The 22,916-nt window shown below is 61.9% G+C and carries 24 protein-coding genes; 6 read left to right on the forward strand and 18 right to left on the reverse strand.

Translation table 11 applies throughout. The annotated features are described in order from the left end of the window. The first annotated feature begins 38 nt into the window (after positions 1–38). Positions 39–635, forward strand: a complete 597-nt coding sequence (locus tag AB1N67_RS12625; protein ID WP_090343007.1) for an NAD(P)H-dependent oxidoreductase — start codon at positions 39–41, stop codon at positions 633–635. Positions 636–658: 23 nt separating this feature from the next. Then, positions 659–1,258 carry a TetR/AcrR family transcriptional regulator gene (locus AB1N67_RS12630; RefSeq protein ID WP_090343009.1) on the forward strand — a complete coding sequence of 200 codons (600 nt, stop codon included), beginning with the start codon at positions 659–661 and terminating at the stop codon, positions 1,256–1,258. A 124-nt stretch (positions 1,259–1,382) separates the two neighbouring features. Here AB1N67_RS12630 and AB1N67_RS12635 read toward each other — a convergent pair whose 3' ends face one another. Together AB1N67_RS12635 and AB1N67_RS12640 are read right to left on the reverse strand one after the other, a co-directional pair. Continuing rightward, the gene (locus tag AB1N67_RS12635; RefSeq protein WP_043211826.1) at positions 1,383–1,799 is read right to left on the reverse strand and encodes a RidA family protein; all 417 of its coding nucleotides are present in this window, start codon (positions 1,797–1,799) and stop codon (positions 1,383–1,385) included. A gap of 79 nt (positions 1,800–1,878) precedes the next feature. Beyond that, positions 1,879–2,331 carry a PACE efflux transporter gene (locus AB1N67_RS12640; RefSeq protein WP_090343013.1) on the reverse strand — a complete coding sequence of 151 codons (453 nt, stop codon included), beginning with the start codon at positions 2,329–2,331 and terminating at the stop codon, positions 1,879–1,881. A gap of 112 nt (positions 2,332–2,443) precedes the next feature. Here AB1N67_RS12640 and AB1N67_RS12645 point away from each other — a divergent pair, with 112 nt between their 5' ends. Continuing rightward, positions 2,444–3,337 carry a LysR substrate-binding domain-containing protein gene (locus tag AB1N67_RS12645; RefSeq protein ID WP_043211818.1) on the forward strand — a complete coding sequence of 298 codons (894 nt, stop codon included), beginning with the start codon at positions 2,444–2,446 and terminating at the stop codon, positions 3,335–3,337. A 49-nt stretch (positions 3,338–3,386) separates the two neighbouring features. Here the strand turns inward: AB1N67_RS12645 and AB1N67_RS12650 are convergent, their stop codons facing one another. From AB1N67_RS12650 to moaB, 13 genes are all read right to left on the reverse strand, one after another. Continuing rightward, positions 3,387–3,662: a hypothetical protein gene (locus AB1N67_RS12650; protein ID WP_043211816.1), complete on the reverse strand. Its 276-nt coding sequence runs from the start codon at positions 3,660–3,662 to the stop codon at positions 3,387–3,389. Positions 3,663–3,845: 183 nt separating this feature from the next. Then, positions 3,846–4,577, reverse strand: coding sequence for a DUF2063 domain-containing protein (locus AB1N67_RS12655; protein ID WP_043211813.1), 732 nt, complete (start codon positions 4,575–4,577; stop codon positions 3,846–3,848). Beyond that, entirely contained in the window at positions 4,570–5,415 is an 846-nt protein-coding gene (locus tag AB1N67_RS12660; protein WP_090343021.1) for a DUF692 domain-containing protein, read from the reverse strand. The genes AB1N67_RS12655 and AB1N67_RS12660 overlap by 8 nt, the downstream gene beginning before the upstream one ends. A gap of 63 nt (positions 5,416–5,478) precedes the next feature. After that, a complete protein-coding gene (locus AB1N67_RS12665; protein WP_043211809.1) occupies positions 5,479–6,000 on the reverse strand; it encodes a hypothetical protein in 522 nt (173 codons plus the stop codon). Positions 6,001–6,200: 200 nt separating this feature from the next. Continuing rightward, the gene (locus tag AB1N67_RS12670) at positions 6,201–7,124 is read right to left on the reverse strand and encodes a LysR family transcriptional regulator (RefSeq protein ID WP_367863021.1); all 924 of its coding nucleotides are present in this window, start codon (positions 7,122–7,124) and stop codon (positions 6,201–6,203) included. Positions 7,125–7,239: 115 nt separating this feature from the next. Then, positions 7,240–7,950 carry an SDR family NAD(P)-dependent oxidoreductase gene (locus tag AB1N67_RS12675; protein ID WP_043215743.1) on the reverse strand — a complete coding sequence of 237 codons (711 nt, stop codon included), beginning with the start codon at positions 7,948–7,950 and terminating at the stop codon, positions 7,240–7,242. A 65-nt stretch (positions 7,951–8,015) separates the two neighbouring features. Further along, positions 8,016–8,222, reverse strand: a complete 207-nt coding sequence (locus tag AB1N67_RS12680; protein ID WP_043215742.1) for a 4-oxalocrotonate tautomerase family protein — start codon at positions 8,220–8,222, stop codon at positions 8,016–8,018. A gap of 200 nt (positions 8,223–8,422) precedes the next feature. After that, entirely contained in the window at positions 8,423–11,272 is a 2,850-nt protein-coding gene (locus tag AB1N67_RS12685) for an HD domain-containing phosphohydrolase (protein ID WP_317847324.1), read from the reverse strand. Between the two features lie 273 nt (positions 11,273–11,545). After that, complete coding sequence (locus AB1N67_RS12690) at positions 11,546–12,484, reverse strand: Dyp-type peroxidase (RefSeq protein ID WP_043215739.1); 939 nt, start codon at positions 12,482–12,484, stop codon at positions 11,546–11,548. A gap of 125 nt (positions 12,485–12,609) precedes the next feature. Next, the gene (gene cydB / locus AB1N67_RS12695) at positions 12,610–13,626 is read right to left on the reverse strand and encodes a cytochrome d ubiquinol oxidase subunit II (RefSeq protein ID WP_070574561.1); all 1,017 of its coding nucleotides are present in this window, start codon (positions 13,624–13,626) and stop codon (positions 12,610–12,612) included. A gap of 15 nt (positions 13,627–13,641) precedes the next feature. Further along, positions 13,642–15,033, reverse strand: a complete 1,392-nt coding sequence (locus AB1N67_RS12700) for a cytochrome ubiquinol oxidase subunit I (RefSeq protein ID WP_043215736.1) — start codon at positions 15,031–15,033, stop codon at positions 13,642–13,644. 64 nt (positions 15,034–15,097) lie between these two features. Continuing rightward, positions 15,098–17,422, reverse strand: a complete 2,325-nt coding sequence (locus AB1N67_RS12705; protein WP_332772134.1) for an FdhF/YdeP family oxidoreductase — start codon at positions 17,420–17,422, stop codon at positions 15,098–15,100. Positions 17,423–17,768: 346 nt separating this feature from the next. Beyond that, positions 17,769–18,308, reverse strand: a complete 540-nt coding sequence (moaB, locus tag AB1N67_RS12710) for a molybdenum cofactor biosynthesis protein B (RefSeq protein ID WP_102082090.1) — start codon at positions 18,306–18,308, stop codon at positions 17,769–17,771. A 296-nt stretch (positions 18,309–18,604) separates the two neighbouring features. Between moaB and AB1N67_RS12715 the strand changes: the two genes are divergently transcribed. The 3 genes from AB1N67_RS12715 (at position 18,605) to AB1N67_RS12725 (ending at position 20,333) form a co-directional block, all read left to right on the forward strand. Further along, positions 18,605–19,519 carry a LysR family transcriptional regulator gene (locus tag AB1N67_RS12715; protein ID WP_043212406.1) on the forward strand — a complete coding sequence of 305 codons (915 nt, stop codon included), beginning with the start codon at positions 18,605–18,607 and terminating at the stop codon, positions 19,517–19,519. A gap of 65 nt (positions 19,520–19,584) precedes the next feature. Then, positions 19,585–20,085, forward strand: coding sequence for a cyclic pyranopterin monophosphate synthase MoaC (gene moaC / locus AB1N67_RS12720; protein WP_090346583.1), 501 nt, complete (start codon positions 19,585–19,587; stop codon positions 20,083–20,085). Next, entirely contained in the window at positions 20,082–20,333 is a 252-nt protein-coding gene (locus AB1N67_RS12725; RefSeq protein ID WP_043212402.1) for a MoaD/ThiS family protein, read from the forward strand. The genes moaC and AB1N67_RS12725 overlap by 4 nt, the downstream gene beginning before the upstream one ends. 57 nt (positions 20,334–20,390) lie before the next feature. Here the strand turns inward: AB1N67_RS12725 and AB1N67_RS12730 are convergent, their stop codons facing one another. The 3 genes from AB1N67_RS12730 to AB1N67_RS12740 form a co-directional block, all read right to left on the reverse strand. Then, on the reverse strand, positions 20,391–21,617 hold the full coding sequence (locus AB1N67_RS12730; protein WP_367863022.1) for an NADH:flavin oxidoreductase/NADH oxidase family protein: 1,227 nt from the start codon (positions 21,615–21,617) through the stop codon (positions 20,391–20,393). Positions 21,618–21,700: 83 nt separating this feature from the next. After that, the gene (locus AB1N67_RS12735) at positions 21,701–22,135 is read right to left on the reverse strand and encodes a MerR family transcriptional regulator (RefSeq protein WP_043212398.1); all 435 of its coding nucleotides are present in this window, start codon (positions 22,133–22,135) and stop codon (positions 21,701–21,703) included. Between the two features lie 156 nt (positions 22,136–22,291). Then, complete coding sequence (locus tag AB1N67_RS12740) at positions 22,292–22,765, reverse strand: cysteine hydrolase family protein (RefSeq protein ID WP_090346577.1); 474 nt, start codon at positions 22,763–22,765, stop codon at positions 22,292–22,294. Between the last annotated feature and the right edge of the window lie 151 nt (positions 22,766–22,916).

Here is a 22,916-nt window from a genome sequence, read left to right on the forward strand (position 1 = left end):
ATCTCGACAGCCGCTCGCCAAACTGCCGGAGTATCGCCATGCACAGCCTGATCGTCGTCGCCCACCCCAATCCCGATTCCTTGACTCATGCCATTGCCCGGCACGTCGCCCTGGGCATAGCCGCTTCTGACGCGCAGCACACTAGTGAATTTGCAGATCTCGCGGCCGAAGGTTTCGATCCGCGTTTCAACCAAGAGGATCAAGCGCTCTTCATGAAACAAGCCGCAGCGCCTGCTGACGTGGCCAGTGAGCAAGAGCGACTGGATCGTGCCGATGCCTTGGTCATTGTTTACCCGATCTATTGGTGGTCATTCCCTGCCTTGCTCAAAGGCTGGATTGATCGGGTGTTTTCGATGGGCTGGGCCTACGAGGACAGTGGCAATGGCAAAGTCGTGAAAAAGCTGCAGCGTCTGCAGGTTCACCTGGTTGCCGTTGGCGGCGCCGATGAAGGGACCTTCACTCGACACGGCTACGGGCCTGCGATGAAGACCCAGATCGACCACGGGATTTTCGATTACTGCGGAGCCCGTGTGCACAGCTCCACCTTGCTTCTGGCATCGGATGAGGGTTATCCGCAGGTTCATCTGGAGACTGCGTACAAGATAGGCGCCGGTATGGCAGCTTCCCAGCACTGAACAAGAGTGGGACAATCGGCAGCATGACTTCACCAACTTCCGTACCTTCGCGCCGACGCCTGCCCCGAGAAGCCCGCACCCGCCAGTTGCTGGAGGCCTCCTGGGCATTGATCGGCGATGAGGGTACGGATGCCCTCACGCTGGGTCGCCTGGCCGATGTAGCAGGCATCACCAAACCTGTGGTTTACGATCACTTCGGAACCCGCAATGGCCTGCTCGCCGCCCTCTACGAAGACTACGACATCCGCCAGACAGCCCTTTTCGATGCCGCCGTCGCAACCGCCGAGCCCACGTTGACGGACAAAGCACGTATCTTCGCCGCTGCCTATGTCGATTGCGTGCTGACACAAGGGCGTGAGATCCAAGGGGTCCTGGCGGCACTCAGCGGGTCTCCGGAGCTTGCGGCCGTCAAACGCCGATATCAGAAAGCATTCATCCAAAAATGTGCGGACGTGTTTGCGCCCTTCGCCGGCTCCGCTGGCCTATCGAGCGCTAGCCTGTGGGCCATGCTTGGCGCCGCCGACGCCCTGTCCGATGCTGCGGTAGTGGGAGACATCACTGCAGAGCAGGCAAAGCAAGAGCTGCGCCAGACCATACTTGGCATGGTCAAACGCAGCGGCTGAACTGCGACACACTGCAACAACGCTTACCGCGATCGAAGTGCAAGAAATGGTCTTGCTCAATTTAGTTGACGCAATCCAATGGACATGGGCGAAGCCTGTGCCCGTAAGGTTTCGCGAATGCCGCTCAGCTACAAGCAGCCACCGCCTCGATTTCCACAAGCATCCCATCCAGCGCCAGTCGTGACACCGGAATCAACGTACAGACGGGCGCCCTGTCCTTCCAGACCCGATCGACCTCCCTGACCCACTCGCGCAGGCGATGCTCATCATGATCGACGATCAGCAAGGTCAGCTTGAACACTTGATGCAAGCTTGCGCCCTGCGATTGGAGTGCGGTGCTCAGGTTGGCCAATGCCTGTCTGGCCTGCTCAGAGAACGCCGATGGCAGTCGCCCATGGACATCCTCACCGCCTTGCCCGGCGATGAACAACAGCCTGGTCCCAGGTGCCACTGCCGCGACGTGGGAATATCCATTATCGCGCGGGTCATACAACCCAGCTGGATTGGACAGCTCGAACACAGGACGAGAATCGTTGAACATAGGGCTACTCCAGTGGTGAGAGCGGGCATTCTGAAACCTCGAGTTAACCTAAGGTCAAGCGTGCAGCCCGAAGGCGCTTTCAAGGCCCAGTGCACGCATCGGCCGGCGCCTTGCCCTGCGCCGACAGAGGCACATCGAACACACGATCGAAGCTCCACTGAAATACCAATGCATAGAAGAAGAAAAACACGAACAACCCCAGATCGGTCACCAATGCGGCCCACCACGAGATCTGCAGCCACCAGGCGACCAAGGGCACCAACAGCACCACCAGCCCGCCTTCGAACCCCACCGAATGAAGCAGACGCCTTCCGACAGTACGCGCCCGGTTCGCCTGACGGCTCTCCCAGAACTCGAACAGGTAGTTGTACACCACGTTCCAAAGCAAGGCGCTGGCAGACAGCATCAACGACAGGGCACCGGCATGCGCCAAGCCATTCTTGTAGACCAGGGCGATTGCAGGTGACAGAACGGCGACGGCGATGGCTTCATAAAGCACAGCCTGTACGACTTTTCGAAGAGGGCCTTGCATGACGATGCACCTATGATTGAGCGAGTGCCGCTCACCTTAGCGCCCGATGAAAGCCAGGAAAAATGAGATAAATTGAGCCGGTCCCAATCCAATTCATCCAGGGAGGTGGTGGGTGTTCTCCACGCTTGCGCTCAACGCGCTGCGCAGCTTCGAGGCTGCGGCACGCCTAGGCAGTTTCAAGACCGCCGCCGAGGAACTGTCTGTCACACCGGCGGCCATTTCCCACCAGGTCAAGGCGCTGGAGGCCCGGCTTGGCACGTTGCTGTTCGAGCGCTCCGGGCAAGGCGTGGCACTGACCGAGCAAGGCGAACAGCTCTATCGCCAGGTCCACCAAGCGTTCCTCGATATCAGCCGGAGCCTGGAACACTTCCTGCCGAAAACCACTTCGCTGACCCTCACCCTCACCACGACGCCCGGTTTGGCCGCGAGCTGGCTGATCCCAAGGCTCGGCGCTTTCTATCGTGCTTTCCCGCAGCTGGACATACGGGTCGACACCCGTAACGAGCTGGTGGACCTGTTACGTGACTCCAGCGTCGACATCGCCATTCGAGCCGTCAGCCGCCCAGATCCGAAGCTGTTCAGCCAGCCACTGATGAACGAACGCTTCTCGGTCTATGCCGCACCAGCCGTGCTGGCCCGCCTGGATGAGGACCAATTGCAGCTGATAGACCTCCGCTGGCAGATTCCGCAAGGCGACACGATCAATTGGCAAAGCTGGTGTGCAGCCGCCGGCTGTGCGCACTGGCTGGGACGGGCACGCATGCGTGAGTTCGATGATGAGCATTATGCGTTGGCGGCCGCCATCGCGGGCCATGGATTGGTGCTGGCAAGCAACGTGCTGGTGGCCGACAGCCTCAAGCGAGGTGAACTGATGACCTTCAGGCCTGAAATCAGCCTGCCAGGGCCACGTTACATGGCGGTGTGCGTGCCGGGCCGAGAGCGACAGGAAGAAATGAAAGCGTTGCTGACGTGGTTGGAAGAAGCGGCGGCGGCCACCATGGCGTGAATCCGGTGCGCCGGGGCGGTTTATCCACCCCAGCGCGGTTCAAAGGCAATCAGCGGTCTTTGTCCCACTTTTCAGTGTCGCCTTGCGGCTGTTGCCCACCCATGCGGTCTTGCTGCGAGGGGTTCTTTTGGTCGGTCATGTTCTGGCCAGACTGCCCACCTTGGCTTCCCGAATCCCGGGAGCGATCCCAATCCTTGTTCATTTTGTCCTCAGGCTTACGGCCGGATTCGGAGCCACCTTTTTGCTGATTGGACCCTTGGCCACCTTGTTGACCTGCGCCGGTGCTGCCGCCTTGGTCGCCACGGTTGTCTTGATTGTTAGCCATGATCGCTTACCTCAAGTCAAACACAGGAAGATCTGTGTTCCTGTATGAGTGGCAGAAGTCGTCGCGCTATGCATTTTCTTCAGCAATTTCAGACCAAATGCCTTAACAACCACAGGCCCGGCATTTACGGCTCAAAACGCCACGACCTCCTAGCCTGCAGCCTGACGTCAAGCGCTTGATTGGTCACGCGGTGCCGATGACGACGCCTTGGGCTTTGAGGTTATGGAGCAACGCACTGCCTTGGGATTCGATAGCCGCTCGTTCGACACCCGCCCAATCAGCTACCACGGCGAGGTGTTCCCGACCGGTGAGCGGTTGCTGTTGCATTGACACCAGCAGCGCATGGGCCAACGGCGCAAGCCGCGCGAAGTGGATTTTCTGGTCTGCACCGCGTCGCGCCAGCAACAACGTGGGTTCGGCTGGTGCTGCCAGCGGAATGTGGTCGGGGCCGATATGGCTGACCGGCCAGGCATAGGCCAAGGGCATGGCAAGGCTCGATAGCAGCGGCACACCGTCGAGCAGGTCGCCCTCTGGATCATGGGACGCGTCGGTGGCGTCGCTAAGCAACAACAGGGTCTCGACCCATTCATAGTGGGCCAGTTCGGCGACCCAGCCCGGCAGGTCGGCGCGGGTCTCCAGGTAGTTGACCCACTCGCCTGCCACTTCAGTGAACAACGGCGTCTTGCAGCGGTGGCTGGCATAGAAATCCGCAGTCAGCGATTGCCATTGCGCCTGGGGCAACGTGGCGCTCAGCACAGGGAAGCTGCCAGCCAGCAGCGACCGCATATTGCCCAGAAACAGTTGTCGGTACACCGCCAGGCGCCGCGCTTCGATGCCGGGCGGTGCAGGGTTGGCGTGCGGATCGCGAATGAAACGGCTCATGCACAGTTGCTGTTCGCGCAAAGTCTCAGCCATGACGCACCTCCGGCGCTTGCGCGGCGACCTGCAGCATCCGGATGGCCTCCACCTCGCCGAGCAGTTCGGCAAGTGGCGGGAAATTGAAATCGCGCTCCAGCAAAGTCGGCACCACCCCCAGGTACTGGTAGGCGCTGTGCAACAATTGCCAGACGTCATGCTGCACCGCAGCACCGTGGGTATCGATCTTAAGATCAGGCGCTTCATCGTAATGACCGGCCACATGCAGGCAAGCCACCCGCCCGGCTGGCACACGGGCAAGGAAAGCGTCAGCGTCGTAACCGTGGTTGCAGGCGTTGACGACCAGGTTGTTGATGTCCAGCAACAGATCGCAGTCGGCCTCATTCAGCACCGCGCACAAGAAATCGATCTCGGACATCGCCTGGTAAGGCGCCGCATAGTAGGAAATGTTCTCCACAGCGATGCGTCGACCGAGGGCATCCTGAACCTCACGAATGCGCCTGGCAGTATGGCGCACCGCTTCATCGGTGAAAGGCATGGGGATCAGGTCGTACAAATGGCCGTCATCGCTGCAATAGCTCAGGTGTTCGCTGAACAGCGGGACATCATGCTGGTCGAGAAAGGCACGGATGCGCCGCAAGAACTCATGATCCAGCGGTTCGGGGCCACCAAGGGACAACGAAAGGCCGTGGCAGGACAGCGGAAAGCGCTCGGCCAGGCGGGCCAGGCTCTCACCATAGGCGCCGCCGACGCCGATCCAGTTGTCTGGCGCACACTCGAGAAAATCCACCGCCCCAACATCCATATTCAACAACTCAGGCAAAAGCGACCGACGCAGGCCGAGCCCGGCACCGTGCAAGGCAAACGAAGTACTCATGGGTGATCTCCTGGGGGCTGTCGCCTCCCCGGCCGACGTGCTCGGGGAGGCGATCAGCGAAGGTCAGTTCCTGGCCTGGCTCAACTTGCTGTACAGATCGGAAGGGAATGGCTTGCCGTTGGCGTCGAACTGGTTCTTGCGGAACTGGTACACCTCACCCTCGGAGAGGAAGCCGTCGTGATTGGCGTCGATGGCATCGAACTCGGCATTGGCCTTGGGCGCGACCGCCAGCAGCTCGGCACGCGAGACCCGGCCATCATGGTTGGTGTCGGTACGGGCAAAGGAGGCATCGCCACACTTGCCCTCCCCGCACTTGCCTTCAGCCTGGGTCGCCTTGGCCTGGGCGCCATCGGCACCGCATTTGCCCTCGCCGCACTTGCCTTCAGTCTGGGTCGCCTTGGCACCACTGGCACCGCACTTGCCCTCACCACACTTGCCCTCCCCGGCTTTTTGCGCGGAAGCAAGCTGATAGCCCTGAGGCATTGCGTCCACGGCAAAGGCGGCGGATGTCATGTTGATGCCTCCGACCAGGGCGATGGTGAGCAGGCCGAGGCGGGTCTTGCTTGGGAACTGGGAACGGGACATGGTGATTCTCCGAAATATCTATGCGATTGGCCGCTAGGGCGAACGTGCCTGGGAACGTGGCCTAGGGCCGTTTCGTTCAGGCAGGTTCATTTGGCCTCACGCGTGTATCGCGCACGTATCCGCAGGTAGCGGCATTTGTAAGCGAAGCCTTGCAAGCAGGCGCTTAGATACACAGAGATACATTCAGCCCAGGCGTCGGATTACAGCGCTGCCCATTGCTCGCGGTACTGCAGCAGAAAGTCCACGAAGACCCTGACCCGCTGAGGAATGGAGCGCCCATGGGGATACAGCAAGGTATAGGGCCGGGAACGCCCGCCATAAGCGGCGAGAACCTCGATCAAACGGCCATCGGCCAGCTGTTGCTCGACAATGAACTTGTAGGTCTGGAACAGCCCCGCACCGTGTTCAGCGAGCGTGACGCCGCCCAGGACATCGTCGGAGCAGGCATAGCCACCGTCGGTGAAGATCTCTCGCTCTCGGCCTTGCTCCTGGAACAGCCACGAAATCCGCCGCCCACTGCTGGGCAGCTCGAACTGAATGCACTCGTAAGCCTCCAGATCCTCAAGCACCTGCGGTGTGCCGGCCTTGGCCAGATACGCAGGCGAGGCCACCACGACCAGCTTGGCGTCTTCGAGCAAGCGCGCGACCAGCGTCGAATCCGGCTGAGCCCTGACCCGGATCGCCAGATCGTACCCCTCCGCCACGAAGTCGATGTTCCGGTTGCCCAGGTGAATCTCCACGGTGACCTGCGGATAGCGCTCGCGAAATAGCGGCAGCAACGGAAGGATGCGGTGATGCCCGTAGGTGGTCGGCAGGCTGATACGCAAACGCCCAGACGGTGTCGCCTGCGCGCCCATGACGGTTTGCTGGGCTTCCACCAGTTGACTGAGCGCCTGGCTGCACTGCTCGAAGAAGGTTCGCCCGGCCTCGGTCAGGCGGATGCTGCGGGTGGTTCTGGCAAAGAGTCGCGACCCCAGTCGCTTCTCCAGACGAAGAATCGAGCGGCTGACCGCCGCGGGGGTAACACCGGCAAGCTGGGCCGCGGCAGTGAAACTACCGGCCTCTGCAGCCAGGCAGAACAATTCGATGCTGCCCAACTGCAAATCGTCGAAATGGCGCTTCATCACAGGTACCGGGTAGGAAGATCCTAAGGCAGATCTTTACCACACCCGGCAACAGAAAAGCATCGTGACCCCAACGGCTTTACCGCCCGTGCGAGCCGGTAAAGCCACCTTCGGATCAATGGCCTGCGCTCTGGCCACCGTCTACATGCAGGATCTCGCCGGTGACGAAACCTGCGCCCTCCAGGTACAGGATCGCCTGCACGATATCGTCAATCCCGCCCATATGACCGACCGGGTGCAGCTTGCCCAGCGCCTCGTGGGTTTCAGCAGCATGCATCGGCGTTCTGATGATGCCTGGAGAGACCGCGTTGACCCGAATGCCGCGCTTGGCATATTCGATCGCCAGGGATCGGGTCGCCGCATTGATCCCGCCCTTGGTCAGGGACGCCAATACCGAAGGCACGCCGTCGATCGCATGATCGACCAGACTGGTGGTGATGCTGACGACATGGCCGCGCCCTTGTTTTTCCATTTCCACCATCGCCTGCTGGGTGATGTAGAAAAAGCCGCTCATGTTGGTCGCCACGACCTGCGCGTAATCGGCATGGGTGTAGTGGGTGAACGGCTTGGCGACAAAGATGCCGGCGTTGTTGACCAGGGTGTCTATCCGCCCGAAGCGGGCGATCGCCTCGCCAACGACGCGCTCGGCAGTCTGCGGGTCGGCGATGTCGCCAGCGATGGTCAGGATGTCCGGGTCGCTCGACGGCTGGATGGAGCGGGAGGTGGCGACCACCTGCCAGCCGCGTTCGCGAAAGCCCTTGACGACGCCTGCGCCAATGCCTTGGGAGGCGCCGGTAACAATGACGACCTTGCTTGAAGTGTTCATGGTGATTCCTCGGTCAAAGCGATGAGTTCAGGAAAAGCGTTGCGCTAGCGTTTTGCGCGAACAGCTCACTGCGCCTGCTGCTTGCGATAGGCCGTCGTGGTCATGCCCGCGTACCCCCAGTTATCCGTGTCGATCTCTTCGATCACGATATGGGTGAGCGCTGGGTCCTTGTTCAGGACACGCTCCATGGTTTGGGTGATCTCCTGGATCACCTGGGCCTTTTGCTGCGCGGTGACGCCGTCGCGAGTGATACGTACGCTGATGAAAGGCATGGTGTGCTCTCCGTTCGCTGCGGTGTCGGAATGACGGGGCAGCAGGTGGAGAAGACTGTAGAAAGTTGCCATGGAAGGATAAATACAGGCCGGAGCACTTCATTTGTGATGCGGTGTATCAAATAGCGCGGGCAAGCGACCGCGTCTTCACGAGACTCGCCCAGGGTGGGCTGATCGGACCGATACAGCCCAGTTACACGTTAAAGCTGCCCCACCCAATACGACACATCCACCTCGTCGATCTGCTCGGGACGCAAGAACCGCTGCGCATATTCCTGGTACACCCCGCTAGTGAGGAACAACCGCAACAGTTGCCCATCGATGTGGTTGTCGCGGGCCATCGTGACCAGGATCTTCACCGACTCGGACAGGGTCTTGGCCGGTTTGTAAGGCCGATCGGCAGCGGTCAGAGCCTCGAAGATATCGGCAATGGCCATGATCCGCTCAGGAATCCCCAAGTCATCCCTGCCCTGCCGGCGCGGATAGCCCGCGCCATCCATCCGCTCATGGTGGCTGCCGGCGATGGCCGAGACACGCTTGAGATGACGTGGGAACGGCAGTGAGTCGAGCATGATGATGGTCTGCACGATGTGCTCGTTGATCTTGAAGCGCTCCTCCTCGTTGAGCGTGCCGCGGCGGATCGAGAGGTTGTACAGCTCACCGGCGTTACTGGCATGAGCCGGCAGGCGCATGTCGAAGCCCCAGATGTTGCGCGGGTCATCCTTGGCCACAGGTGGCTTGCGCGCCCCCCAGGGCATCCGGTGATCATCGCGGTCAGCCAGCAGCAGCTCATCGGCCGGCAACGGCACGGGAGGAACACCTGCCAATCGCTCTTCCTCGTCCCGCGAGAGCCCCAGCCGATTGTCGAAGTGCCGTTGCCAACGCCGCTGGCCGATACGCTGCAGTCGTTCAATGTCCTGCTCCTGCATGAACTCTCCACCGATATTGGCCTTGGCAACGAAGGCAAACGCTTCCTGCAGTTCGGCCTGGGCGCGCTCGAGCGTACGCTGCAGTGGCGGTTGATCCGCGCCGCTGGCCAGCCCACGCCAGTAATCGAGCTCGGCATCGCGCCAGAGCACTTCGAAGCGCATGCGTATTTCATGGATGCGGTTGTAGAGGGTTTCCAGCTTGGTCGCCTTGTCCACCACGTATTCGGGGCTGGTGACCTTGCCGCAGTCGTGCAGCCAGGCAGCGACATGGAACTCATAGCGCTCGGCATCACTCAGGGTGAAGTCGGCATAAGGGCCGCTGTCGGCTTGCACGGCTTTGTCCAACAGCATCTGGGCCAGTTGCGGCACCCGCTCGCAATGACCTCCCGTGTAGGGGCTCTTGGCGTCGATGGCATCGGCCAACAACTTGATCATGGCATCGAGCAGGCGTTGCTGAGCCTCGACCAACTGACGTGTTTCGATGGCCACGGCCGCGGCGCCGGACAACTCCTCGACAAAGCGTCGAAATGGCTGCCCCACCCCTTCGCCTGTCCGATCAGCTTCCAATTGCAGCACCAGAATGCCGAGCAGCGCCTGACTTCGGTCGTTGAGCACGACCGCCAGGCTGCGCCCGCACAGTTCAAGGGCATGGCTGACGACTGCCGCCAAGTCCCGGTGATCGTCCGCTTGAATCTGGAGCTGCGCTGGATAGGCCTCGCTACCGCAGCAAGTGGCCAGGCGCAACTGCGCAGGCTCCGCATCGAACAGGTAGACCGCTCCGGCGTGCACGCCAGCGGCATCGACCAAGTGCGCCAACACGCCTTCGAGCATGCGTTCGAGTTGGCTCTCACGGCTGAGCGTGAGAGTGATCGCCTGAAAGCTGCGGATCGTCCCGGACATGCGGCTGAGCACCTGGCTCAGCTCGCGCACCTCCGACACCCGTGACCTGACCCCCACCTCGCGGCTGAAGTCGAAACCTGCCAGGCCGCGAACCTGCTCGGCCAGCAGGCGTAACGGACGACCGATACGCTGGCCGAGCAAGCCGCCCAGCACCAGCAAAACGGCCATCAGCGCCGCGGTCCAGAGCAACTGCTCGAACAACACCTTGCGCGCACCCGCCAACAGTTCATGACCAGGCACGGCGATCAGCACCTGCAAGTCCTGCCCGGCCAAGCTGGTGAGCGGCACACGCATGCCGTACCAGGCTTCCCCGCCTACCTGGAAACGCTTGGGGCTGGCGCCTTGGGACTGGTCGGCATACAGCTGCGCAAGGCTGGGAATCCCCAGCTCACTGATGCGCGACAGGCGCACCGTCTCGCCCTCGTGCACGATGACCCGCTTGAGATCCGGATAGGCCACCACGCTGCCTTGATCGTCGATCACCGCAAGCTCGGTCCCTGCGGTCATGCGCAGGTCCCGGCTTTCGCTGGCCAGGTCATCGACCGAGACATCCATGCCGATCACCGCCTCGCCCTTGACGCTGCGCTGGGCCAGGGTCATGCCGACCTCGCGGGTGGTGAAGAACACATAAGGGCGGGTCAGCACAGTGGTGCTTTGCCCTGAAGCCTCGACGAACCACGGGCGCGCGCGTGGATCGAACTGGTAGTCCGGCTTGTCCTGGGCCTGGAGCAGGTTGAGTTGGCGGTCATAGAATCGCCATTGGCCCGACATCGACCCGCCCGCCTGCCGGCTAACGCTCTGCACCAGGAAGGCCGTGCCAGGTGGCGCCGCGAAACGCTCGAGCAGCTGAGGCTCCCGAAGCCTGCGCACGAGCAGGAACTCGCCATTGGCGTAACCCACATAGGCGGCGCTGAGCATCTTGTTGGCGTTCAGGCTCTCGACCAGTTGCGGGAGCCGCTCCAGACGTTGGGCCAGGTCGCCGGCGAGCGGATCGGCGGCCAGCAACCGCAGACTGCTCTGTACCGGATCGACCAGCCGGCGGGCACGCTCGTCGATCGTCTTGCCCACCTGCTGGGCAGTATCCCCAGCGGCGGCCAGCAGGGTCTCTCGAACTCCGCTGTAGCCCTGCCAGGCCAGGCCTGCGCCCAGCAGCAACATGCCCAGCATGATTGCCAGCGCCACCAGAAGCTGCAAAGAAAGGCCACGCCCGGGGGTGTTCATCGCCGCAGCCCCCCTGAGCACCTGGCCGCACATACCCCGGACACAAAGCCCGCCGACTGGCGAGCGACAACGATCAGCACACAGCCCATCCCAGGTACTCCATGTGTGGCGCTTCCAACAGTGTAATCAGCCAGCGCGATCGTGCTGGCCCGATGTGTAGCCCTTGCTCAGTGCCGCGCAGTCGCGGGCTCGGAGAGGCGATAAGGACACATCGAGCACGTTCCGGATACGACAGCGCCCACGTCGTCACGTGGGCGCTGTCGTATCAACCGGTCACTGTTCGCATACGGCCAGGAACGTCGCCGACGGCACGAAGAACAGCCCACCGGTGACGGCACGGCTGAAGTCCAGCAGCCGGTCGTAGTTGCCGGGCGGCTTGCCGATGAACATGTTCTCCAGCATTTGCTCGATCGGCGCCGGCGAGCGCGCATACCCGATGAAATAGGTGCCGAACTCCCCTGCCCCAGGGCGCCCGAACGGCATGTTGTCGCGCAGGATCTTCACCTCCTGGCCGTTTTCTTCCAGGGTGGTCAGCGAGCTATGCGAGTTGCTGGGTTTTACCGACTCGTCCAGCTCGATGTCCGAAAGCTTGGTGCGCCCGATGATGTGTTCCTGCTCCGCCGTGGACAGCCCGTTCCAAGCGGTCATGTCGTGCAGGTACTTCTGCACCAGCACGTAGCTTCCGCCCGCGAACGAAGGGTCTTCGTCGCCGACGAGGGTGAACTTGCCGACCTCGCGGCCCGTGGGGTTCTCGGTGCCGTCGACGAAACCGATGATGCTGCGCATGTCGAAGTACCGAAAGCCCTGGACCTCGTCGACCACCGTTACGGCGCCCTCCAGACGCTTCATGATCTGCGCAGCCAACTCGAAGCACAGGTCCATCTGTTCGGCGCGGATGTGCAGCAGAATGTCCCCGGCAGTGGCTACCGCCACGCGATCGCCACTGCCGATTTCACGAAACGGATGCAACGACGCCGGGCGCGGTACCTGGAACAGCACATCCCACACGCTCGCACCAAAACCCACGACGCAGGACAAGTTGCCCGAAGGTACCCGTTTGCCCACCGAGCGAACCAGCCCGGCAAGGTCGCCGCACAAACCGCGGACGCAATCCCGGCTGGCGTCGCCGGGGTTCAAGGTAGCCACGAGGAAAATGGCACTGTGGGTGATCGGGGTTTCGACAGCCTGGGGTTCGATCTCGGAAATGTTCATCACAGCTTTCGCCTTGTTGACAGTCAGCTAGCAGGAACCTTCGCCTGCGCACGGCTGTGCGACGCAGGCTTGGTCTATCGGTATAGCACAGGCCAGTCAGAGGCCCGCCCAAACACCAGGCGCGGTCAGTGGTAAGCATCCCCCGCTTTGACCTTGCCGCGGAACACGTGGTAGCTCCAGAACGTGTAGGCCAGGATGATGGGAATGATGAACAGCGCGCCCATCAAGGCAAACAGCTGGCTTGTGAGCGGCGCGGCGGCCTGCCAGAGGTTGATCGAGGGCGGCACGATGTTAGGCCAGATGCTGATCGCAAGTCCCAGGTAGCCGAGAAATACCAAGGTCACCACGCCCATGAACGGCAAATGCGAATGGCGCTTGCGCAGGGTCTTCTGGATCACCACCACCGCCAGTACGGCCAAACCGGCAATCAGCGCAGAGCGGATCCAGTGGCTGCCGGCGAACCAGCGCTGGGCAATGTCGGCGTGCAGCCAGGCCGTCCAGGCACAGATCACCACGATCACCATTGCCAGCAAATACAGCAGCGGACGGCTGTAATGGCGCATGCGCGACTCCAGCATGCCGTCGGTCTTGATCAGCAACCAGGTGCTGCCGAGCAACGCGTAGGCCAGGATCAAGCCCACGCCGCAGAACAGCGGGAACGGCGCCAGCCAGTCCAGCGCGCTGCCGGCGAACTGGCGGTTCTGCACGGGGATGCCCGAGATATAGGTGCCGATGGCAACGCCCTGGAAGAACGTGGCCAGCACCGAGCCGCCGATGAACGCCTTGTCCCAGAGGTGGCGCTTGCGCGGATGCGCCTTGAAGCGGAACTCGAACGCGACGCCGCGGAAGATCAGCCCGGCCAAAACCAGCACCAGCGGCAGGTACAGCGCCTCGAGAATCACCGAGTACGCCAGCGGGAATGCGCCATACAGCGCCGCAGCCCCCAACACCGCCCAGGTTTCATTGCCATCCCAGACCGGCGCGACGGTGTTCATCATCACATCGCGCTCGCTGGAGTCGCTGATCAGGGGAAACAGGATCCCCAGGCCCAGGTCGAAGCCATCCATGATCACGTACATCATCAGGCCGAAGGCGATGATCACGCCCCAGATGACCGACAAATCGATACCTTGAATTGCCATGCTTGCGCTCCCCTATCAATCCGCTACCGACAGCGGACGACGCGCTGTCGCAAGTTGGCCCGGTTGCTCAGGCAATACGTGCGCCTCATGGGTCTTCGGCCCTTTGCGTACCAGACGCATCATGTAGCCGATACCCACCGTGAACACCGAGAAGTAGATCAGGACGAACAGCGCCAGGGTGATGCTCATCTGGGTGGCGCTGTGATTGGACGCCGCCTGCGTGGTGCGCAACATGCCGTAGACCACCCACGGCTGACGGCCGACCTCGGTGGTGAACCACCCGGCGAGCAAGGCGATCAAGCCCGACGGCCCCATGAGCAAGGCGAACCACAGGAAGAGTCGGTTGCGGTACAGGGCGCCGCCTCGGCGCAATACCAAGGCCAGCAGTGCACAAGCCAGCATCAACATGCCCAGTCCAGCCATGACCCGGAAGCTCCAGAAGATGATCGTAGAGTTGGGTCGGTCCTCTTTGGCAAAGCTCTTGAGCGCCGGAATCTGCTTGTCCAGGCTGTGGGTTAGGATCAGGCTGCCCAGGTAAGGCACCTCCAGGCTGTAGCGGGTCCTTTCGGCGTCCATGTCCGGCAGGCCGAACAACACCAGTGGCGAGGCCTCACCCGGTATATTTTCCCAGTGCCCTTCGATGGCTGCGATCTTGGCCGGCTGATGCTCCAGGGTATTGAGCCCGTGGGCATCGCCCACCACGACCTGCACAGGCGTGGCCACCAGGATCATCCACATGGCCATCGACAGCATCTTGCGCACCTGTGGCGTATCACGGCCACGCAGTAAGTGCCAGGCGGCCGAGGCGCCCACGAACAACGCAGTCGACAGGAATGCGGCCAACGCCATGTGCGCCAGGCGGTACGGGAACGACGGATTGAAGACAATCCTGAACCAGTCCATCGGCACGACACGGCCATCGACGATCTCGATACCTTGCGGTGTCTGCATCCAGCTGTTGGACGAGAGAATCCAGAACATCGAGATGAGCGTGCCAATGGCCACCATGATGGTGGCGAAGAAGTGCAGCTTGCGCCCTACCCGGTCCCAGCCGAACAACATCACGCCCAGGAAGCCCGCCTCCAGGAAGAACGCCGTCAGCACCTCATAGGTGAGCAACGGCCCGGTCACGCTGCCCGCGAAGTCTGAAAAACGCGCCCAGTTGGTGCCGAACTCGTAAGCCATGACCAGGCCCGAGACCACGCCCATGCCAAAGTTGACGGCGAAGATCTTCGACCAGAAGTGGTAAAGGTCCTTGTAGACCGCGTTGCCGGTCTTCAGCCAGCAACCTTCGAGCACTGCCAGAAAGCTTGCCAGACCAATAGTGATGGCCGGAAAGATGATGTGAAACGAGACCGTGAAGGCGAACTGAATCCGCGCCAGGTCCAACGCATCTAGATTCGACATGACAATATCCTTGCAGGCCGCCGGCCGTTACCGGCCAGGGCCTGTGCACAGGGGAACGTGAGGGTTATTCGGCGACGGTGTGGATCAGATTGTCGGGCCGCGCCTTTTCCAACCTGATGGCGACGAATTTGGACGTGGGCGTGTAGGTCCGGTCGCCGTAGCTTTCCAGGGGCACCAGCGGGTTGGTTTCCGGGTAGTACGCCGCGGCCTGGCCTTCAGGCAGGTCGTAGGGCACCAACTGAAAGCCCGATACGCGCCGCTCACGGCCGTCTTCCCACAGCGACACCATGTCCACCTGCTCGCCGGGCTCAAAGCCCAGGCGGCGGATGTCAGCTTCGTTGACGAACACCACCTCGCGTAGGCCGAACACGCCCCGGTAGCGGTCGTCCAGGCCGTACAGGGTGGTGTTGTACTGATCGTGCGAGCGCAGGGTCTGCAGAATCAGATCGGGCCGCTCGCCACGCTCGAGCACGGCCTCGTTGACCAGGTGCACCGGCAGTTCGCTGGGCGTGAACTGGGCCTTGCCGGTGGCGGTGTTCCATTCGCGCTCGGCCGCCGCGTTGCCCAGGTGGAAACCGCCCGGTTGCTGCAGTCGGGCATTGAAATCCTCGAAGCCCACGATGGTGTCGGCGATCAGGTCACGGATGCGGGCATAGTCGCCGATCACCCATTCCCAATCGATCGGATGATTGCCCAGGGTCGCCTTGGCCATGCCGGCAATGATCGCCGGCTCCGAGCGCAGGTGCGGCGAGCGGGGTTTGAGCTGGCCGTGGGAGATGTGCACCATGCTGAACGTGTCTTCGACCGTGATGCCTTGCGGGCCTTCGGCCTGCAGGTCGATTTCGGTGCGGCCCAGGCACGGCAGGATCAACGCATCACGGCCGGTCACCAGGTGCGAGCGGTTGAGCTTGGTGGCGATGTGCACCGTCAGTTCGCAGTTGCGCAGCGCCGCGTGGGTACGCGGAGTGTCTGGTGTGGCCTGGGCGAAGTTACCGCCCAAGGCGATGAACACCTTGGCGCGTTTCTCTTCCATGGCCTTGATGGCGAGTACTGCGTTGTGCCCATGCTCACGCGGCACCTCGAACTGGAAGCGCCACTGCAGCGCATCGAGCAGTCGCGCCGGCGGCTGTTCGTCGATACCCATGGTGCGGTCGCCCTGCACGTTGCTGTGACCGCGCACCGGCGAAAGGCCCGCGCCAGGCTTGCCGACGTTGCCGCGCAGCAGTTGCAGGTTGATGATCTCCTGGACGGTCGGCACCGAGTGGCGATGCTGTGTCACACCCATGGCCCAGCACATGATCACCCGCTCAGCCTTGCGGTACATGCGTGCGGCCAGCTCGATTTCGGCCAGGCTCAGGCCGGACTGCTCGACGATATGTTCCCAGGACGTGGCATCCAGGACTGCCAGGTAGGCGTCCACACCCGAGGTGTGCGCCTCGATGAAGGCGTGGTCGAACACCGCCGGCTCGCCCTTGGCCTGGGCCTCGCGTTCCCACAGCAGCAAGAACTTGGCGATGCCGCGCATGACCGCCATGTCGCCGCCCAACGCCGGGCGGAAGTACGCAGTGTTGGTCGGCTCCGAGCCGTTGCTGAGCATTTCGAAGGGGTGCTGCGGATGCTGGAAGCGCTCCAGGCCACGCTCCTTGAGCGGGTTGAAGCACACCACCTGGGCACCGCGCTTGACCGCCTCGCGCAGCGGTTCGAGCATGCGCGGGTGGTTGGTGCCGGGGTTCTGGCCGATGACGAAGATCGCGTCGGCTTCCTCCAGGTCATCGAACACCACGGTGCCCTTGCCCACGCCGAGGGATTCGCCCATGCCCACGCCACTGGCTTCGTGGCACATGTTCGAGCAGTCCGGGAAGTTGTTGGTACCGAAGGCCCGCACGAACAGCTGGTACAGGAACGCCGCTTCGTTGCTGGCCCGCCCAGAGGTATAGAACTCGGCCTGGTTGGGCGACTCGAGCGCCTGCAGGTGCTGTGCGATGAGCGCGAAGGCGTCGTCCCAGGAGGTTTCCACGTAATGGTCGGTGGCCGCGTCGTAGCGCATCGGGTGGGTCAGTCGGCCCTGGTATTCGAGCCAATAGTCGCTCTGCTCGGCCAGGGCACTGACGCTGTACTTGGCGAAGAAGGCCGGGTCCACCGAACGGCCGGTGGCCTCCCAGTTGACCGCCTTGGCGCCGTTCTCGCAGAACTTGACCATGTCGCTTCCCGGCGATTCGCCCCAGGCACAACCGGGGCAGTCGAAGCCGCTGTTCTGGTTGGTCTTGAGCATCATGCGCAGGTTCTTGAAGGCATTCTCGCTGCCCAGCCAGGCCTTGGTCACGCTCTTGAGCGCGCCCCAACCGGCGGCCGGGCCGTTGTAACTTCTGATATGTTCTTCTTCGCTCATCGGGCTACCCTTTGATTGATACTCGGCGGGAGATCGAATTGAAGCGCTCACGTTCAACTCACGTACAGAAGTTGAAAAACACACTTCAAACTTTGACAGCCGCAGACTATTTTTGCCGCCACCCTCCGTCAAATCAAAAGTAATGACGACATGATCAGGTTTATCTATCACTGCCGCCAGGGCTTTATCCCCGCGAACTTTCCGGGTGTGATCGACGCTATTGATCACGTATTAATAAAAAACAATCACACGCTCGAGAGCGTTGCATCAGTTAAAGAGGCCATTAATTAAGTTTCGTTGCGAGCCCATTCGTTTTTGCGGGTAATCCGCCCTTGCAGGCTCGGGCTCACTGCCGCGAGCCGCAACGCTCGGCGGCCTTTAGGTGCGGCACGAAATTGCACGGCCGATGCCGCGAATCCAGCTGCTCCACCAAAATCCCCTCCCAGGCCGTACGGCAGGCCCCGGTGGAGCCCGGCAGGCAACACACCAGCGTGCCGTTGGCCAGCCCTGCCAGCGCGCGGCTCTGCACCGTCGAGGTGCCGATATCCAGGATCGACAGGGCTCTGAACAGCTCGCCAAAGCCTTCGATGTGCTTGTCCAGCAGACAAGTCACCGCCTCTGGGGTACTGTCACGCCCGGTGAAGCCGGTGCCGCCGGTGATCAATACCACCTGCACCTGATCGTCAGCGATCCAGCCTGCGACCTGGGCTCGAATCCGATAGAGGTCATCCTTGAGCAAGGTTCGAGCCACCAATCGATGCCCCATTTCCACCGCGCGCGAGGCCAGCAACTCGCCGGATGTATCGGTTTCGAACGTCCGGGTATCGCTGACCGTCAACACGGCGACATTCAGAGGAATAAATTGCGCAGTGGGTTTTGAATTCATCGTGAACACTCTAACTAAACAGGGGCCGTCATTCGCGAGAAACTAGAGCGCCCGCCCCTGTTCGTCCAATCAATAATTCATACTGCATTATCGATATCGCCTATCATCGTCTGCTGATCAGCAGGATCTATCAGGTGTTCGTAAATTCCCATTGGACACTCTTGTTCTTTCATTTTACTTTTCGCCGCCACAGGGTTTCGACCCATCTCAATACACTGACTGCCAGCGTCAACATGTAAACGATCGGTTCAATGCAACACACCTCCGATACGACTCATGTGTTTGCAGGGCGAGCGATGGATATCAAACAACTTAAATTTCTAATTGCGCTGGATCAGACCCGGCACTTTGGCCAGGCCGCTGCGCTGTGCCATATCACCCAGCCGACCCTCTCGATGCGCCTGCGCAACCTGGAGGACGAGTTGGGCTTGGTGCTGGTGACTCGTAGCCAGCGATTCGAAGGGTTCACCGAGGCGGGCGAACGGATTCTGGCCTGGACGCGCACCCTGTTAGCCGCCTATGACGGCCTGCAGAGCGAAGCCGCCAATTGCCGTGGACAGATCGTCGGTAGCCTGCGCATCGGCATGGTGCCGCTGTCGAGCTTCAATGCCATGCAGTTGCTCAAGCCGCTGCTCGCGCAGTACACCGAACTCACCGTCCAGCTGTCATCGCTCAGCTCCGAACAGGTGATCGATGGCCTGAGCCGTAACCAGCTTGACCTGGGCATCTGCTACCTCGATCGGGTCAACAGCAGCTATTTCGAGATCATCGAGCTGGGCGCCACCCGCATGGGCTTGCTGTACGACACCCGGCATTTTCGCTTCGACGGGCCCGAATTACCTTGGGAAACGCTCGCCGGGTTACCGCTTGGCTTGCTCTCCCAAGGCATGCACTACCGCCAATCGCTGGATTTGAGCTTGCGCAGCCGCGGCCTGCACCCAACCCCCGTGCTTGAAAGCGATTCGACCTATCAGTTGATCCAAGCCGTCTGCGCCGGGCTGTGCTGCGCCATCATGCCGCTCGACGATGGGCTGGAGGAGCTGAGTGAACATATCCGCATCATCCCCATCGCCAGCGCCAACATCCATGCACCGGTCGGCCTGCTGCTGCGCCGCAACGAGCCACGCTCGGCGCTGGCGGAAAAATGCTTCGCCCAGGCCCGGGACTTGCTCACGCCGAGCCCGCCCCCGGCCATTGGCCAGAAAGCCTGACCACCCGACAGACAGCGTCCTCGAGCCTGCCCTCAGCCGGCATGTCAGCATGCCCCGGAGCCCCAATGCCCCCCACCGTCGACTCGCCTTCCTTGACCCACCTGGACACGCGCGGCAACGCCCAGATGGTCGATGTCACCGACAAATCCGAAACGCACCGCCAGGCCACCGCCGAAGCCTGGGTGCGGATGAAGCCTGAAACCCTCAACCTGATCGTCACCGCAGGTCACCCCAAGGGCGATGTCTTCGCGGTGTCGCGCATCGCCGGCATCATGGCCGCCAAGCGTACCCACGAGCTGATCCCGCTGTGCCATCCGTTGCTGTTGACGGCGGTCAGCGTGGAGATCAAGGCGGTCAACCCGGACTCGGTGCGCATCATCGCCACCTGCAGCCTCAAGGGCGTCACCGGCGTGGAAATGGAGGCCTTGACCGCAGCGAGTGTCGCGGCGCTGACCCTTTATGACATGTGCAAGGCCGTCGATCGCAGCATGCAGATCGACTGGGTGCGCCTGCTCAGGAAATCCGGCGGACGTTCCGGTACCTATCGTCTGGAGGCGCTGCCGTGATCCGGCTTCAGTACTTCGCACGCTTTAGGGAGCAGTTGGGCATTGACAGCGAATCGCTGCCTTGGACACCCGCGCTGGCCAGCCTGCGCGATCTGCGGGACCGGCTGGCCGAGCGCGGTGAACCCTGGACCACGACGCTGGGGCATTCTGGCCTGATGTGTGCGCGCAACGAGGCGCTCTGTGACCTGGATGAGCCGTTGCACGATGGCGACGACGTGGCGTTCTTCCCGCCGGTCACCGGGGGCTAACACGGGGACGCCCACGCCGCCATGCAGCCGGCGCTTAAATGACCCGGCTGCCCACACTCACCGGCTCGCCATCCTGCACCGGTACTGGCGAGCGCGCAGGGCATTGGCCAGTTGCTGCACGAGCAACGCCCAACCCGGCGCCACCGCAGGATCAGTCGCCTTGCCCCGGGCAAGCTTGTTCAACTGATACTTGACCACCGCCATGTTGGCCAACGAGGCAAGCGCTTTGTTCTTCCAGGTGATCGCCGGCAGTTGCGGGGCGCTGAGCTGCCCCGCCTGCCAATCACGCGGCAAGGCAGGGTCGATCGCCAGCGCCGTGCCGATGCCGACCATGTCGACGCCACTGTCGATCACCTGTTCTGCAACCGGCAGCCGGCGGATACCGCCGGTCACCATGACCGGCATCCTCGCCACTTCGCGAATCTCGCGGGCGAATTCCAAAAAGTAGGCCTCCCGCGCCAATGTGCGGCCATCCCGCGCCTGGCCTTGCATGGCTGGGGCTTCATAGCTACCGCCGGAAAGCTCGACAAGATCGATGCCCAGTGGGTTGAGCAGACCCACGACCTCTTTGGCATCGTCGGCACTGAAGCCGCCGCGCTGGAAGTCAGCCGAATTGAGCTTTACCGCGACGGCAAAGCCTGGCGACACCGCCGCCCGCACAGCCTTGACGATCTCCAGCAACAGGCGCGCGCGGTTCTCGAGGGCGCCGCCCCATTGGTCGGTACGCTGGTTGGTCAACGGCGAAAGGAACTGGCTGAGCAGGTAGCCATGGGCGGCGTGAATCTGCACGCCGGTAAAGCCCGCCTGCTCTGCCAACTGCGCGCTTCGGGCAAAACGCCGGATGATGTCCTCGATGACCTGCGTCGTCATGGCCTGGGGCTTGCTGAAATGCCGGGACATCGTGCCCAGTTCCAGCGCCACGGCCGAAGGCGCCCAGGTCGCCTGACCAAGGTTGGCCGGCATCTGGCGGCCGGGGTGGTTGATCTGCAGCCAGAACTGCGCCCCCTGCGCCTGCCCGATGCGCGCCCACTGCCGGAACCGCTCCAGGTGCAGTTCATCTTCCAGAACGACACCACCGGGGCCCGTCATGGCGCGGGAGTCGACCATCACATTGCCGCTGATGAGCAGGCCTGCGCCACCCTCCGCCCACGCCTGGTACAGGCGCATCAATCGAGCAGATGGCGCGTGGTCGGCATCGGCCATGTTTTCTTCCATGGCCGCCTTGGCGATCCGGTTTGCGAGGGTGGAGCCGTTAGGCAGTACGAGGGGGGTGAAGGCGTTCATAGCGGCACCTCATTGGACGGTGCCAGCGACGATATCCTTAAAGCCAACTTTAAGGTCAATACCCAGATGGAGGACGAAGTCGATTAGCGCTCGATGTCAGACTTGTTGGCGGCCATGTCCTCACGCAACTGGTTGAGTACGCGCTGTGTGTTGTCCGCGCATGCCATGCCTTCGGGCTTGCTCTGGACGCCATCGATCACCAGCAGCAGTTGCGCCTTGTTGCGCGCCAACTGTTGTTGCAGCGCCTCGATTTCCTCGACCTTGCGCTTGAGCCCGTCGAGCAGTTCATCATGGCGCCAGCCGTTGGCGTTGACGGGCATCAGATGGCGGATCTGCTCCAAGGTGAAACCCGCTGCCTGGGCGCTGGTGATCATCTCCAGCACCCAGACGGCGTCAGTGTCGTAGTCACGGTAACCGTTGGCCTTGCGCTCGACGGCGTGGATCAACCCACTCGCCTCATAGAAACGAATGCGCGATGGCGCCAGGCCGGTGATCTTCGCCAACTCGCCAATTTTCATGAAGCACCTTGTGATGGATGGACCTTGAAGCTCACTTTAATCCTCAGGCGGACGATGGGCCAGGCGGATCTTGGTGTCTGAAATGTGTCCGCACGAAGGTAAATGAACAATCCTTTCAACGCAGTGAGGGCGCGCGTGGATACCTTCGTGCAGCGCCTAGAGACCTGCAATGACCTCAGCTGCGGTAGTCACTTGGCCGAAGTGGTGCTTCCACAGGTCGATGCCCAGTTGGCCAGACCGGTCCAGGGTCGAGCCTACGGTCAAGTCGGTGATCAGCGTCGGGCTCAGCCCTGCATCGAACAGCGCGAAGCCCGCAGCCAGCACGCAGGTTTCTGTCTGCAAGCCGCAGACCAGGACCCGATCGACGCCCAGGCGCTTGAGGTATTCGATCGTTGCGGGCGTTTGCCCATAGCCATGCTTGATGAAGACTTCATCGGCCTCGATCAGGCTCTCGTCTTCGGCCGCCGGGTGCCAGCCGAGCTGACGGTGAAACGGCGTGACCTGCTCGTCATGCAGCTCGATGGACGCGACAGTGGGAATCTTCGCTGACAAATGTCGGATGCGATCGATGAGCCATTCCGGCGGGTTGAACGTGGACTGGACGTCGACAATGAGCAGCACCTGCTCCATGGGCATTTCCTAGCGCGATGTGAAAAGCGCCGAGTATATCGTCCGAACGCGTTCGGGCGCTTCCGTGCAGCCCATCGCAAACTTTGTCGCCCACCCTACAGCCCTGGTTTACCGGCACGGGCAACGACCTCTCAAGTCGCCGCTGTGAGGG

The sequence above is a fragment of the Pseudomonas guariconensis genome (assembly GCF_040822035.1).
In the GTDB taxonomy this organism is placed as follows: Bacteria; Pseudomonadota; Gammaproteobacteria; order Pseudomonadales; family Pseudomonadaceae; genus Aquipseudomonas; species Aquipseudomonas guariconensis.